Source organism: Paraburkholderia hospita (genome assembly GCF_002902965.1).
In the GTDB taxonomy this organism is placed as follows: Bacteria; Pseudomonadota; Gammaproteobacteria; order Burkholderiales; family Burkholderiaceae; genus Paraburkholderia; species Paraburkholderia hospita.
This window is the reverse complement of the sequence record NZ_CP026109.1, coordinates 643,204-657,894: the sequence shown is the minus strand read 5'-3', so window position 1 is coordinate 657,894 and position 14,691 is coordinate 643,204. Positions and strand designations below refer to the sequence as shown.

General features: G+C 61.5%; 9 protein-coding genes. 6 read left to right on the top strand and 3 right to left on the bottom strand.

Annotation, left to right across the window (positions count from 1 at the left end):
* Window positions 1-2: 2 nt before the first annotated feature.
* Window positions 3-875 (bottom strand): prolyl oligopeptidase family serine peptidase, encoded by an 873-nt coding sequence (locus tag C2L64_RS52150; RefSeq protein ID WP_242684398.1) that lies wholly within the window; start codon window positions 873-875, stop codon window positions 3-5.
* Window positions 876-1,502: 627 nt separating this feature from the next.
* Window positions 1,503-2,255: a TetR/AcrR family transcriptional regulator gene (locus C2L64_RS52145; RefSeq protein ID WP_090838374.1), complete on the bottom strand. Its 753-nt coding sequence runs from the start codon at window positions 2,253-2,255 to the stop codon at window positions 1,503-1,505.
* 607 nt (window positions 2,256-2,862) lie between these two features.
* Between C2L64_RS52145 and C2L64_RS52140 the strand changes: the two genes are divergently transcribed.
* The 3 genes from C2L64_RS52140 to C2L64_RS52130 are packed head-to-tail and all read left to right on the top strand — an operon-like array spanning window position 2,863 to window position 8,593.
* Window positions 2,863-3,957, top strand: a complete 1,095-nt coding sequence (locus C2L64_RS52140) for an efflux RND transporter periplasmic adaptor subunit (protein WP_090838376.1) — start codon at window positions 2,863-2,865, stop codon at window positions 3,955-3,957.
* Window positions 3,954-7,127: an efflux RND transporter permease subunit gene (locus C2L64_RS52135; protein WP_090838353.1), complete on the top strand. Its 3,174-nt coding sequence runs from the start codon at window positions 3,954-3,956 to the stop codon at window positions 7,125-7,127. Before C2L64_RS52140 ends, C2L64_RS52135 begins: the two co-directional genes overlap by 4 nt.
* 2 nt (window positions 7,128-7,129) lie before the next feature.
* On the top strand, window positions 7,130-8,593 hold the full coding sequence (locus tag C2L64_RS52130; protein WP_090838355.1) for an efflux transporter outer membrane subunit: 1,464 nt from the start codon (window positions 7,130-7,132) through the stop codon (window positions 8,591-8,593).
* A gap of 373 nt (window positions 8,594-8,966) precedes the next feature.
* Here C2L64_RS52130 and C2L64_RS52125 read toward each other — a convergent pair whose 3' ends face one another.
* The gene (locus C2L64_RS52125; protein ID WP_042304733.1) at window positions 8,967-9,722 is read right to left on the bottom strand and encodes a TetR/AcrR family transcriptional regulator; all 756 of its coding nucleotides are present in this window, start codon (window positions 9,720-9,722) and stop codon (window positions 8,967-8,969) included.
* 412 nt (window positions 9,723-10,134) lie between these two features.
* On the opposite strand from C2L64_RS52125, the gene C2L64_RS52115 reads away from it, so the two are divergent.
* From C2L64_RS52115 to C2L64_RS52105, 3 genes are read left to right on the top strand one after another with little or no spacing between them, the layout of a single operon-like run.
* Window positions 10,135-11,205 carry a VOC family protein gene (locus C2L64_RS52115; protein WP_090838359.1) on the top strand — a complete coding sequence of 357 codons (1,071 nt, stop codon included), beginning with the start codon at window positions 10,135-10,137 and terminating at the stop codon, window positions 11,203-11,205.
* A 34-nt stretch (window positions 11,206-11,239) separates the two neighbouring features.
* The gene (locus C2L64_RS52110; RefSeq protein WP_090838361.1) at window positions 11,240-12,196 is read left to right on the top strand and encodes a fumarylacetoacetate hydrolase family protein; all 957 of its coding nucleotides are present in this window, start codon (window positions 11,240-11,242) and stop codon (window positions 12,194-12,196) included.
* Window positions 12,193-14,169: an acyl-CoA synthetase gene (locus C2L64_RS52105; RefSeq protein WP_007741053.1), complete on the top strand. Its 1,977-nt coding sequence runs from the start codon at window positions 12,193-12,195 to the stop codon at window positions 14,167-14,169. The genes C2L64_RS52110 and C2L64_RS52105 overlap by 4 nt, the downstream gene beginning before the upstream one ends.
* Window positions 14,170-14,691 lie beyond the last annotated feature (522 nt).

Sequence of the window (14,691 nt, the reverse complement as noted above, 5' to 3'; positions counted from 1 at the left end):
CCTTACGCGCAGGCTTTGGGAACAAAAACGCTCCCCGTCGAGCTCATCGAAAGGTCTTGGGACGCCCCGAACTCTGTTTGATCGAAGGAAGAAAGCGTACCCGACAGCTTTCCGTTGTTGCGCGGTTTCAATGGGCCGAGGAACATCGTCAGCCAGGTTTCTACTGAATCGTAGACTGCGCCATTGGCCGAGCAGCGCACCATGTAGGGACTCCCGAGCGTGCCGCATGCAAGTTCGCCATCAGGCGATTCCCAGCCGTGCTCGGCGGAATATGCATTGTCGAAGTGAACGTTGGCCCCATAGCGCTGGTATTCCGAGTTGAGGTCGGCCATCTCAAGCGGATTGACGACCTGGTCTTGTGTGCCGGACCAGAGGTAGACGGGCTGTCCACGCAGGTTCGTCGCCGGGTCGATGGTGCCGAGGGACGATTGCGCGTCAAGATACGCCTCGGATGCAGTGAGCGTGCTGTTGTACGACGCCTGATTCGACGGAAGCGTCAAGCCGCCACAGTTTGCCAAAGCTGTCGTGGCTCCGCCGGCGCCAGCACACCAATACACTCCGCCAGCGTAGACAGCGGCCCCTTTGAAGGTGGAAGAGTGGGCAACGTGCATCTGCACTGCCGCGAAACCGCCAGAAGAAATACCCGCGACGAAGACCTTCGTCGGGTCGATCTGATAGCGCTGAAGTCTCGTGATCCTGGACGCGACGGATCCACCATCCGCGGTGGGACTCCCGGTTGCGGCTAATGCCTTCGCAGATGCTCCCGGATCACCGGCATCCGTACTGACCGGATCTCTACCACCCCCGCACGCGACGAGGCAGAACGCTAACACAGCTGTGGTCGCTAACCGTAGGCCTAACGTCATCGTCATCATTGTCGTCTCCATGTCAGAGCGCCCTGATTGCGGCGTGCGATGCGCGCGCTGATACCGCCGACAGCGCAAAAAAATCGCTCCCGCAACGCTTGCGATGGCAACCTTGGGCGCGGAGTGAAAACGGTCCAATCGCAAATTCCTGGCTGAGCGATTTCTCCAATCGACGCTGCAGGACCCCTGATTGGGAGGCCGGCCACGAAGTTCAACGAGAACTGGATGGGCGGCTGGTGGATTTCCGGACTCGGCCGTCAAGCGTCGCTCGCCTGCACTGTCGGTCGGACATCCCAGCGTCCGCAACGCGGGCTAAACCAGTCGTGCGACAAACGTGGCAAGGATTTTCATCCACGAGCTACCCGCCGACGCAAAGCCGAATCCTGCGGGAGTGCGCGCCCGCGAAGACCCTCGTATTCAGTTGCTCTCGGTTGTTCCGCCACCTCTACGCACATAGTGACGGGATCGATCAATCAAACAGTGTATGGATGGATGGTGAAACACAGGCTAGACATTCGTCACTAACGAAGGCCGACTGATGTACGTCACGCCAGGCAGCTTTGGGTACGGTTCATCGACTGCGGTCTGGCAGCGGGGAAAAGCCGCGAATCCAAGCGGTTACCAATCACCCCCATTTCAACCGGTCTTGACGTCGCATCCTACGGGCAGTGGACGTCGTGCGATTCGCTCCGCCTCCACGCGTTTGAGACCAAACGCCTGCAACACAATTGCCGCGGTGCGCTCGGCGAACTTCTCCTCGCTGGATCGAGGCGCCTTTCGCGCGCGAACCGTTCGCTTCACTGAGGCGGCTAAGTGCAGTTCAGCAGCAATTCCCGCGAGGATGGTGCCGATAACGGAGATGAGGCACATGAGCTGGTCTGCGACAACAAAGCGCCTCTCTGAAATTCCCCTCTCGCTATCCCGCAGCAGTCGCAGACCGAGACCCCTGCTTAACGCACGCGATGAAAACCCTTCGCGTATCAGGAGTTGCCCCCACACCGGCTCCCGGTAGGCGCGCATAAGCGTATGACGCACGCAGACAGCGATCACTTCTGCGGGATCGGACAGGTCGCCGGAGAGGCGATCGAGCGCATTCGCGAATTCCTCAGACAGCCACTCGACGAGCGCAACGAAGATCCCTTCCTTCGATTCGAAGTGGTTGTAAAACGAGCCGAACCCGACGTCAGCGGCTTCCGTGATCTCGTTGATGGTTACGCAGTCCATGCCCTTTTGCGTCACTAGCCCGAACGCAGCGTCGAGCATGCGGTCTCGCGTCTCGCGCTTTCGTCGGGCACCGCGCGTATGACGCTCATTGTCCGTCTCCCGGGGCGCTATCAATGCCGCGAGGTCATGTCGACGGCTCGCGCGCGGGTTCCGGACATCTGGCATGTTGACTCCCCTCATTTATGTACGGTTCGATTCTGGATTTTAGCGTCATGATTGACAATAATATCAGTTATGGGTTTAATGTCACATGTGCGGCTAGGCAAACGGAAGAGAAGGGGGGCGGACGGAGCAGGTGGAGGTCCCGGTAGTGGTCTTTCGTCGATCCTGGGCCGGAGCTGGCGGACCGCCAGACCGGCGTGGCGGATAGGCATGGAAACATGCTGGTCACATTCTGATTGCGCGCGTTCCGTCGGGAGATTTGTACGAATCCGACATATAACGGGGCGTCAGGCGCTTACTGGCACTTGTTGAACGCAACAGCCGAACGCTAACGGAGCTGTGCCGTGTGCCGTATGCCGTGACCGGACGGAAATTCCGCCCATTGCTTAACTGACTATAAGTAGGACTGAAAACGTATTAATAAACTAATTTTGTGCGTCCGCGCTGAGGACGAACCGTGCTTCCCGGCACACCAGGGTTCCACAGCATCGGGCAACCTTTTTTTACCTCGATCATCACCTGCCTTGTGAACATCGTGAAACATTCCGGTCTTATCGCGCAGAAACGTGCGCGTTCCTTCTTCCCTTCCTTTGTCCGATTCCCGCGCCGCGTGCACGCCCTGATCGCGGCCTGCGGTGCGATCCTGCTCTCAGCATGCCACCAGCGCGAAGCCGTCGCGCCCGAGCCCAAGCCTGTAGTCGCCCTCGCGGTTCATCCCGACGGACGCACGACAAGCGCCTCGTTGCCGGCTCAGGTGCAGGCGCGGTACTCCACGTCCCTTTCGTTCAGGGTAGGAGGCAAGGTCACCGAACGGAAGGTGCGCCTCGGCGATGCTGTCAAGGCAGGACAGATCGTTGCCTCGCTCGACCCTACCGATCTGCGCAATAACCTTGTTAACGCGCGTGCACAACTCGACGCCGCCGAACATCGCCTCGTGTACACGAAGCAGCAGCTCGATCGCGACCAGGCGCAGGCACATGCGAATCTGATCGCGCCGGCGCAACTCGAACAGACACAGGACGCCTACGCCTCCGCCCTTGCGCAGCGCGATTCGGCGCTTGCGCAAATGGCGCTCGCGACGGATCACCTGCGCTACGCGACGCTCACGGCAGACCGCGACGGGGTGATCACATCGGAGGATGCCGACACCGGCCAGAACGTTCAGGCCGCTCAGGCCATCTATCACCTCGACTGGACGGGCGACGTGGATATTGCTTGCGACGTGCCCGAGCGGACGCTGAACTCGCTGACCGTCGGCAGCACGGCGCGTGTGAGCCTGCCAGCGCTGCCAGAGAAGACCTTCGAAGCACGCGTGCGTGAGGTATCGCCCGCCGCCGATTCGCAAAGCCGCACCTGGCGCGTGAAGTTGACGCTGGCCGCCCCGAGCCCCGAAGTACGCCTCGGTATGACGGCCAATGTCACGTTCGATGCCGAAGGTAACGTGGCGGCCGGGCACCCGTTCACGCTGCCTGTGACAGCGCTCTTCCACCGCGGCGAGGACCCCGCTGTCTGGGTGGTCCGCACCGGCAGCGACACCCTCGAGCTGCGCCCTGTCGCCGTCCAGCGGTACGACGAACGCACCGTCTCGATCGGATCGGGCCTGCACGAGGGCGACCGCGTGATGGTGCAAGGCGTGCATGCCGTGAGTGCAGGACAACACGTACAGGTGGTGCCCCCGCTGCATCCCGAGGATTTCCCGTCATGAATGCCCGCGACCGAGAAACCGCGCCCCACAGCGCGCCCGTCCCCCCTTCTGATAGCGAAAGATCTGGCGAAGGCGGCTTCAATCTCTCCGCGTGGGCGTTGCGCCATCAGCAGCTCGTGATCTTCCTGATCGGACTCGCAACGCTCTTCGGCGTGATCGGCTATACGCAACTTGCGCAATCGGAGGACCCGCCGTTCACGTTCCGGACCATGGTGATCAAGACGTACTGGCCGGGCGCGACCGCCCGCGAGGTGCAGGAACAGATCACGGACCGGCTTGGCCGCCAGTTGCAGGCAGCGCCATATATCGACAACATCAAGAGCTACTCGCGGCCCGGCGAGTCGATGATCTTCTTCGCCATGAAGGACTCGGCACCCGTCAGGGAAGTGTCCGAGACCTGGTACCAGGTGCGCAAGAAGGTGGGCGACATCAGGGCGACGCTGCCGAAGGGGGCGGTCGGACCGTTTTTCAACGACGAGTTCGGTGACGTCTGTACCAACATCTACGCGCTCGAAGGAGAGGGTTTTTCGCCTGCGCAACTGCACGACTATGCTGACAGGTTGCGCACGGTCCTTCTGCGCGTGCCCGGTGTCGCAAAGGTTGATTACATCGGTGACCCGGATCAGCACATCTTCGTCGAGATATCGAATGCAGAACTGACACGGCTCGCCATTACGCCGCAGCAACTCGCCCAGGCCATCGATGCACAGAACGCCGTGGCGCCCGTCGGCACCTTTACGACGGCGGACGACCGGGTATTCGTGCGACCGAGCGGCGCATTCAAGGACGTGCAGGCGCTCGCTGACATGCTGATCACCGTGAACAGACGCACGTTCCGGCTCGGCGACATCGCGAAGATCACGCGCGGCTATGACGATCCGCCCGCGACCCAGATGCGCGTCGAAGGTCAAGCGGTGCTCGGCATCGGCGTGACGATGCAAAAGGGTGGCGACGTGATTGACCTCGGCAAGGCGCTCGATGTGAAAACCGCCGAACTGCAGGCGACCCTGCCGGCGGGGCTCAAGCTGGCTCCCGTCTCGAGCATGCCGCACGCGGTCAAGCACTCGGTGGACGAGTTCGTCAGGTCAGTCGGCGAAGCGGTCGCGATCGTGCTGGTCGTGAGCCTCGTCTCGCTCGGCATGCGCACGGGCATGGTCGTCGTGATCACGATTCCAATCGTCCTGTCGGTGACGGCACTGTGCATGCACATCTTCAGTATCGGGCTGGACAAGGTTTCGCTCGGCACGCTCGTGCTCGCGCTGGGGCTGCTCGTCGACGACGCGATCATCGCCGTCGAAATGATGGCCGTGAAGCTCGAACAGGGCTGGAGCCGCACGCGCGCGGCGGCCTTCGCCTATACGAGCACGGCATTCCCGATGTTGACGGGTACCCTCGTGACGGTTTGTGGCTTCCTGCCGATTGCACTCGCCAAATCGAGCACGGGCGAATACACGCGTTCTATCTTCGAAGTGTCGGCCGTCTCGCTGATCGTTTCGTGGTTCGCGGCTGTCGTGCTGGTCCCGTTACTCGGCTTTCACATGCTGCCGGAGCGCAAGGCCCACTGGCGCGACGGCGCTCATGACGAACATGACGTCTATAACACCGGTTTCTACCGGCGCCTGTCGGGCTGGGTGTCGTGGTGTATCGCGCGTCGCAGGGTCGTGCTTGGCGCCACCGCCGTGCTCTTTGCGATCGCGATGGCAGCCTTCACGCGCGTGCCGCAACAGTTCTTCCCGAACTCGGAACGGCCAGAGTTGCTTGTCGATCTGCGGCTACCGGAAGGTGCCTCGTTCGATGCGACGCTGCGAGAAGCCAGGCGCCTCGAAAAGGTCATCGGCGGCAAGCCTGAGATCGAGCACTTCTTCGACTTTGTCGGGACGGGCGCGCCGCGCTTTTACCTGCCGCTCGACCAGCAGCTTCAGCAGCCGAACTTCGCGCAGTTTGTGATCACCGCCAAAAGCATCGAAAGCCGCGAGGAACTGATGCACTGGTTCGATGCAAAACTCGAAAAGGATTTCCCCGGCGTACGCACCCGTGTCGCGCGGCTCGAGAATGGTCCGCCCGTGGGCTTCCCGATCAAGTTCAGGGTGAGCGGCGACGATATTGCGACCGTGCGCTCGATTGCTGACACGGTAGCAGACAAGGTCCGCGCCGATTCCCGCACGCGCAACGTCCAGTTCGACTGGGACGAGCCGGCGGAACGCTCAGTCTCATTCGAGATCGATCAGAACAGGGCGCGCCAGCTTGGCATCACCTCGGAGGACGTATCCGGCTTCCTGGCCATGACGCTGTCGGGCTACACGGTCACCCAGTACCGCGAGCGTGACAAGCTGATCAACGTCGATCTGCGTGCGCCGAAGAGCGAGCGTGTCGATCCCGCGAAGCTCACGAGCCTTGCGATTCCGACGCCGAACGGCCCGGTGCCGCTTGGTTCAGTCGGACATCTGCGGAACACGCTCGAGTACGGCGTGATCTGGCAGCGCGACCGGCAGCCGACGATTACAGTGCAGGCCGACGTGCGGGGCGACGCACAGGGCATTGACGTCACCCGCGACATCGAGCAGGCGCTCTCCGCTCAGCAAGCCAGTCTGCCCGTCGGCTATCGCATCGCGGTGGGCGGTGCCGTCGAAGAAAGCGTGAAAGGCCAGACCTCGATCAACGCAGAAATGCCGCTGATGATCATCGCCGTGCTGATGCTGCTGATGATCCAGCTCAAGAATTTTGCGCGTACGTTCATCGTCGTGCTGACGGCGCCGCTTGGCCTGATTGGCGTCGTGGCCGCGCTGCTCCTGTTCGGCCAGCCCTTCGGCTTCGTCGCGTTGCTCGGTGTGATTGCCATGTTTGGCATCATCATGCGCAATTCAGTGATCCTGGTCGACCAGATCGATCAGGACATCGCGGCGGGGCACGCGCGCTTCGACGCGATCATCGGCGCGACGGTGCGGCGCTTCAGGCCCATCATGCTGACGGCTGCCGCCGCTGTGCTCGCGCTGATTCCGCTCCTGCGCTCGGGCTTTTTCGGGCCAATGGCGACCGCGTTGATGGGCGGCATCACGATCGCCACAGTACTGACCGTGTTCTTCCTGCCCGCGCTGTACGCGACATGCTTCAGGGTCCGGCGCGACGAGCGCGAAATGCAGCAGGTCGTTGTCGGGCATACGGGGAGTTGATCATGAGCCTTGCCTATAAGACATCCGTTCTCGTCGTGGCTACGGCACTCGCATTGACGGCCTGCTCGTTCGGCCCCAGCGGCGAGGCCCCGGCGATGCCTTCGCCCGAGCACTACGGCGCACAGACGCAACCCTCGAAGACTGTTGCGGCGGGTGGTATTGCGCAGCAGTTCGATACCGGCGCCACGTCGGTGCCGCAATGGTGGCGGCTCTACCGGTCCGACGCCCTCGATGCGCTCGTCGACGAAGGCTTGCGCAACAGCCCCACGCTAGCGGCTACGCAGCGCACGCTTGCGGCCGCGCAAGAGGAACTGCGCGCGCAGGTCGGCGCATCCACGCTGCCTTCAGTCGACGGTGCCGTGCAGGTCGAACGTGCACGTTCACCCGTCGTGCCCGGACTCGGTCCTCAGCAGGTGCAATACAACTTTTTCGCGGGACAGCTGCTGGCGCACTACACGTTCGACCTCTTCGGCCAGACGCGTTACGCGAACTCGGCGAGCGCCGCTCGCGTGAACGCGCAGGCATATGAACTGGAAGCGGCCCGGCGTGCGCTCGCGGCCAACATTGTCGGTATGGCGATCAATGTGGCGGCGCTCGATCGCCAGATCGTGCTCACCGAACGGCTCGTTGCCGTGGCCAACGAGACTGCCAACGAGGAACAGCAGCGGTACGCGCTCGGTTCGGTGTCGCGCGCGCAGGCGCTCGCGTCGACGCAGGATGCGGCTTCGGCGGCGGCGACGCTGCCGGCACTGCGTCAGCAGCGCGCCTGTGCCATCCACGCGCTGGCGGTGCTGATAGGCCGCACGCCGGATAATGCACCGAGCGCTCCCGAACTCGACAGCCTGTCGTTGCCCGCGCATGTGCCCGTGGTTGTGCCGTCGGATCTCCTGCGTTCGCGTCCTGATATTCAGGCAGCCGATGCCGCCGTGAAGGCCGCTGCCGCCGACGTAGGGGCTGCGACGGCGCAACTGTTTCCAAGCCTGTCGCTGACGGCATCGATGGGCCGCGGCGGCTTTAGCTGGCCTGCAGTGCTTTCAGGTGCGGGCGGACTCTGGGCAATCGGTGCAGGCCTGTCGCAGCCGATCTTCCATGGCGGCGCGTTGTTCGCGCAACGCAGGGCCTCGATCGATGCCTACGAGGCGGCAGTTCTGCACTACAAGTCGACGGTCCTCTCGGCATTCCAGAACGTCGCGGATTCGCTTGCCGCACTGGACAACGACGCGCAGACGCTGGCATCGACCGAAAGAGCGGCACAGGCAGCGCAAGCGGCATTCGAGGATACCGCGTCGCGCTGCCGCATGGGCTCCCTGCCTTCAACGGCACAGCATGCCAGCGAGCAACGGTATCTCGATGCACAGGTTAGCGCCGTCCGCGCAGCGAGCCAGCGCATGAATGACACCGCGGCGCTGTTCCAGGCGATGGGTGAGCCGCCGGCCGGTCAGCCGCAGGCGACGCTAACAGAATGATCGCGCCTCGATGAGTCCGGGTCGAGCGATCCGGCGAATCGGGTCGATCTTCCTTATCGTCCGTGCGAAAAATCAGGTGGTATTTATTTGGTATCCGAACTGAATCCGCCGCCTTTTCATCTGTGTCGAGGCAGCGTAAGTTCACGCTTTCCACAAGGAAGCGCTTGACAACGTGGACCGTGAGTTGACTGCTAACGTCCTTGCCGTGCGGGCGATTGAAGCGAATCACCAATGGGCGCCCGGGCTCCGTTCGACGGGCCTGCGCGAGTGCAACCTGATGCATATTTCACACGAACAGCCCGGAAGCAGGTGATCGGTCACCACCGCTCATCGACGACGGCCCGGCCAAACGGTGCCGTCACCGTGTCTGACCTCAATCCGCTTCGATAGTCTCCTCGACGAGTGGCAGCGGACGCGCCGCAATCTTCTCCGCCTCCGCGCGCTTGAGCCCGAGTGTCTGCAGCAGTGTTGCTGCCGTACGCTCGGGGAAATGCTCTCCGCTAAAGCCCAGCTCCTTGAGCACGCCTGCCGCCGGTGCACCCGGCGCGACGAAGTTCAGCTCGGCAGCAATCGCGCAGAGGACCGTGCCGCCTACCGAAAGAAAGCCGATGAACGGATCGGCGACCACAAAGCGCTTCTCGGCAATACCGTTGCCAATGTCGCGCAGCAGTCGCTGACCCAGCCCGCGGCTCATCGCACGTGCCGAAAACCCTTCACGTATCAGGAATCGTCCCCACACGGGATCGCGCCGCGCACGCATCACGGTATGGCGAACGGAGACGGCAATCACCTCGGCTGGATCGGAAAGCCCACCGGCGAGGCGATCCAGCATGTCCGCAAAATCTTCGAACACATTATCGACAAGGATCGCGTAGATCGCCTCCTTCGATTCGAAGTGGTTGTAGAACGAGCCAAAGCCGACATCGGCAGCCTCGGTGATTTCGTTGATCGCCACGCCCTCCATGCCCTTTTCGGCCATCAGCCGGAGGGCAGCGTCGAGCAGGCGGCCGCGCGTCTCGCGCTTGCGGCGCGCACCTCGCGGCTCACGTTCTTCGGGTACGGCAGCCGGGGCGACCGGCGCCGCACGGGCGGGGCGTTTTGCTGTCCGGGGATTCGCAGTTTTCGGCATGATCGGGTCCGCATTTGTTCGTACCCAAGTATAGATGCAACTGTCTGCATTGACAAAATCATCAGCAATGAGTTTAATGTCATTAAACGACGACCGAGGGCCGGTCTAACAACCGACAGATGGAGTGACTGTGGAGACAGCAGCTATAAACGGTGCCGCGCCGTCGAGCCGGTATGGCCAGGTTCGTCCCCGCGCGACAGCTGGGAAGACCTCGAAGGCGTATTCCTTCCCGGGCTGGTGCCCGTCGGTTGGGTCGCTGTAGTCCGGCCTGACAGGACGATCGTCCACGATGGTCCAGCCACCGACCTAAACCACATCGTGCGTGAGAGTCTGGCCTTGCTGTGTAACCCCGTCAGCGCGCCGACGCTGCAAGCCGAATACGCCATCCGAACCGCCTGATTTCTTTTCCGCCATGAAACTCACCACTACACAGCCTGTCCGTCACCCCGATCCCACGACGAAAGCGTCGGCATTGGCCTATCTGATGTTCGACCGACCAGACCTCGAGAAAGCCGTACAGTTTCTCAATGACTTCGGGCTTCGAACTGTATCGCGCGGTGAAGCGCTTCTGCTGCTTCGGGGAACGGCTGCTTCCCACTTCTGCTATGTCGTCCGGAAGGCATCAAAATCCCGTTTCGTCGGCTTCGGGTTACAGGTCGATAACAGGGCAGATCTCGATGCGCTTGCAAAACTGCCTGGCGCTTCGGACGTTGAACGCTCGCCATTGCCCGGCGGCGGCTATGTGGTAGAACTAACAGATCCTTCTGGCTTTCGCGTCGACGCGATATGGGGCCAGGCGCCAGCCGCCACGCTGTCCCATCGGCCGCCCTTGCCATTCAACACCGTGGATGCGGCCATTCGGATCAACGGGACGCAGCGGCCGCCCGAGCATGCGCCAGAAATTATCCGGCTTGGTCACATCGTGCTTGAACTCGCCGACTACCAGGAAACCTGCGCATGGTATGCGCAACATTTTGGCCTCATCCCCAGCGACGTCCAGGTGCTTCCCGATGGCTCACCCGTCGTCGCGTTCATGCGGCTTGATCTCGGCGACAAGCCGGCCGATCACCACACGCTCGCGCTCGCGCAAGGCTTCATTCCCACGTATAGCCACAGCGCCTACGAGGTCGTCGACGCCGATGCAGTCGGCATGGGGCAGCGCGTCCTGCGCGAAAAGGGCTGGACGCATGCGTGGGGAATTGGGCGACACATCCTGGGCAGCCAGATCTTCGACTACTGGCAGGACCCGTGGGGTGACAAGCACGAGCACTATTGCGACGGCGACCTTTTTACGGCTGAGGTGCCGACGGGTGTGCATGCCGTCAGCCGCGAGGCAATGGCGCAATGGGGACCGGCAATGCCACGCAGCTTCACGAAACCCCGATTCACGCCAGCGAGCGTCGTGGCGCTCCTCGGCAACCTGCGCCGCAGCCCCGACCTGACATTGAGCAAGCTGCGGGCGCTGGCAAAGATTTTCGCCTGAACCAAACCCTTTCATGGAATCCGGAGATCGATAAATGGCACTTCACATTCTGCATTACCTGCATCATGGCCGCGCCCAGTGGGGCGTGGTAGCAAATGGCGCTATCACGCCGATTCCGGGCGAGTTCAGGTCAACCGCCGAGTTTATCGAGACCAATCCCGTTGAACGGCTGGTGGTGCTAAGCGGTCCCACAATTCCCGAATCGGAAGTGCAATGGTTGTCGCCGGTGACCATCAATCAGCAGTTCATCTGTCAGGGCGCGAACTACCGGCAGCATATGATCGAGTCCGGCATGGACCCGGATGTGAAGAAGTTCAACATGATCTTCACGAAGGCGACCAGTTGCATCGTTCCGGCCGACTCGACCGTTGTGAAGCCGAAGGAGGTGCGGTTTCTTGACTATGAAATCGAACTCGGTCTTGTGCTCAAACGTGACATCACGTCGCGCGAAATGGTCACCGACGAGAACCTGCACGACTACATCGCCGGCGCCGTGATCGTGAACGACTATTCCGCGCGTGACATCCAGATTCCGCAGATGCAGTTCTACAAGGGCAAGAGTTATCGCACGTTTGGCCCCGTGGGTCCCTATCTTTGCCTGCTTGAGAAAGAGGACATTCCGAAGTTGAAGGAGCTCGTGCTGACGCTGACGGTAAACGGTACTGTCCGTCAGAACGACTCCACCGCGGGACTTGTCTATGGGCCGGCAGAGACCCTGACGGAGCTTTCCGGCGTACAGGACCTGCGCGTCGGGGACCTGCTCGCGACGGGGACGCCCTCCGGTTGTGCACTAAGCGTTCCGTCACCCGAAAGGCAACGCGCTGCGGCGCAGTTGCCTGAAGCGGAAAAATGGCGGCTGTTTCTCCAGATGCAGGCGGAAAGGCCCCAGTACCTGCAGGTCGGGGACGTCGTGGAGGCGCATATCGTCAGCTATGACCGCTCGATCAATCTTGGCGTCCAACGCAACGTTGTCATGGAAGGCGCAGCATGAAAGGCGTCACAAGCATGGACGATGTCCTTGCCATCGAAAGGCAGGGGCCACCGGCGGATCTGCCAACGAGCACTTACGAGATGATCTGCCGGGGCGCGGCGATTAATCCGTCCGCACCCGCGCTCTCATTTTTTGCAACGGCCGATGACTACCGGAACGCAGAGCGCTGGACATACAGTGAGCTCGTGCACGATGTTACGCGGACCGCGAACATGTTTGCGCAATTGGGCGTGCAACACGACTCGGTCATCGCATATGTACTGCCCAGCCTCCCCGAGACGCATTTCGTGATCTGGGGCGGCGAGGCGGCCGGAATTGTCTGCGCGATCAATCCGCTCCTTGAAGCGGAGGCCATCGGAGAACTGCTCAACGCCTCAGGGGCCAGCCTGCTCGTCACGCTGGCGCCGTTTGCGGGCATCGACCTTTGGCAAAAAGTGCGAGCAGTGTTGCATACGGTTCCCACCCTGAAGGATCTGGTGCTCGTCAATCTGGCTGACCGTATGCCGGGCGAAGAGCACTTTGCGGCCGGGATGCTTCAACGTTTGCGAAGCGCGGTTCCTTCCCAGATCCGTATCCACGACTTCAACACCGCAATCGCAGGTGAGTCTGGGGCGGCGCTCAGCAGCACGCGTCGGATAAGCATCGGTGATGTATCGTCCTACTTCTGCACGGGCGGCACCACGGGACTCCCAAAGATTGCGATGCGCCGGCATGGGAACGAGGTGGCCAATGCGTGGAACGCGGGGCAATTCTTCGGTGAAACCATTGGCCCGGGCAAAACAATTCTATGCGGATTGCCGCTTTTCCACGTCAACGCCGTGACGGTGACGGGTCTGCTGGCGTTCTCGCGTGGTGCCCACGTCGTGCTCGGCACGCCGCAAGGGTATCGGGGCGAGGGGGTTGTCAAGCGCTTCTGGGAAATTGTCGAGCACTACCGCGTCAACTTCTTCAGCGGTGTGCCAACGCTCTACGGGTCGCTACTGGATGTCCCGGTTGGAGAGCACGATATCGGCTCGCTCGAGTATGGCCTGTGCGGGGCTGCACCGATGCCCGCCGAATTACTTCGCACCTTCCAGCACCGTACAGGAATAAGAATCCTTGAGGGCTACGGTCTTACCGAAGGGACCTGCGTTAGCAGCGTTAACCCGTCGCTTGGCGAGCGCAGGGTCGGTTCGATTGGTCTTCGTTTGCCCGGTCAGGCAATGAAAGCAGTGGTGGTCGATGAAACCGGCAGATATGTACGGGATTGCGTTGCCGATGAGGTCGGCCAGCTGGTTATCTCCGGTCCAAACGTGTTCGCTGGCTATATCCGGCCGGAGCAGAACAGCGGCATCTGGATGGAGTCAGGTGATGGCGGCCGCTGGCTCAATACCGGCGATCTCGGGCGCTGTGACGCCGACGGTTATTTCTGGCTCACCGGCCGTAAGAAGGAGCTGATTATCCGTGGCGGACACAACATCGATCCGGCGGCAATCGAGGAACCACTTCACCGCCATCCCGCAGTTCAGATTGCCGCAGCCGTGGGTCGCCCCGATATCCATGCGGGTGAGTTGCCGGTCGCCTATGTCCAGCTAAAACCAGGCACCACCGCAACCGAAGCGGAACTGGTGGAGTTCCTGCGTCACGAGATCAACGAGCGTGCCGCGTGTCCGAAGGGAATACGGATCGTGGATGCGATGCCACTGACAGGCGTCGGCAAGATATTCAAGCCTGCGCTGAGACGGCGCGAAACGGAAGACGCGCTTAAGTCGGCACTCGTCGCGGCCGGTGTCGAGGATGCAACCGTCAGCATCATTGAAGACAGCTCGCGCGGGATTTCACTGCACGTCGAACTTCCCGACCCCGCGCTGGAAGCCTTGGCGACTTCCGCGCTCGGACGTTTTCCGTTCGCATTTTCCGTGTCGGCTGCCGCGAAACCGCAGAACAATCGTGATAGTCCGGAATTGACCGAGGTGCCTGGCAGGCCAAGGTAACAGGAGCAAAGGCATTGGCGGGAACGTCAGTCACGTGCAAGTGGCCGATACCGTACCCCAGACGCCGGTGGCATGAGTCAAGAGCTCGAAGCGATTTTGATGGGAAAGAGAATGAGTACTACCTCGGAAAGGTCCTTGCGTTCGCTTGTTGAAAAATGGCTCGGGCCAACTTCTGCGGCGCCGGTTCGGGTTACGCGATTCGGTCATGCGGGCTCGAATAGGAAACACTATGTGCGTATCGAACTAATGCTGCCGACAGGACCGGTTGGACTGTTTTTCTTCCGGCACCGCGACGGTGCGTGGTGTGTGTTCCCGCCCGAGGCTGAGCGCGTTGCGATGCGCGCTTACTAGCGTGCATGGCGGTGGAGGGGGAATCTGTATCAGTACCTATACGGAACGTACAGAGTACAGGTAACTGGACGGATTTAAATTCGGCTACCGGCAGGTACGGTGTAGACGGAACCGCAAAAGGTCACGCGTAAGTTTTTTACAAGACGAGTTTGAACGAAGTACCGGTGCTCG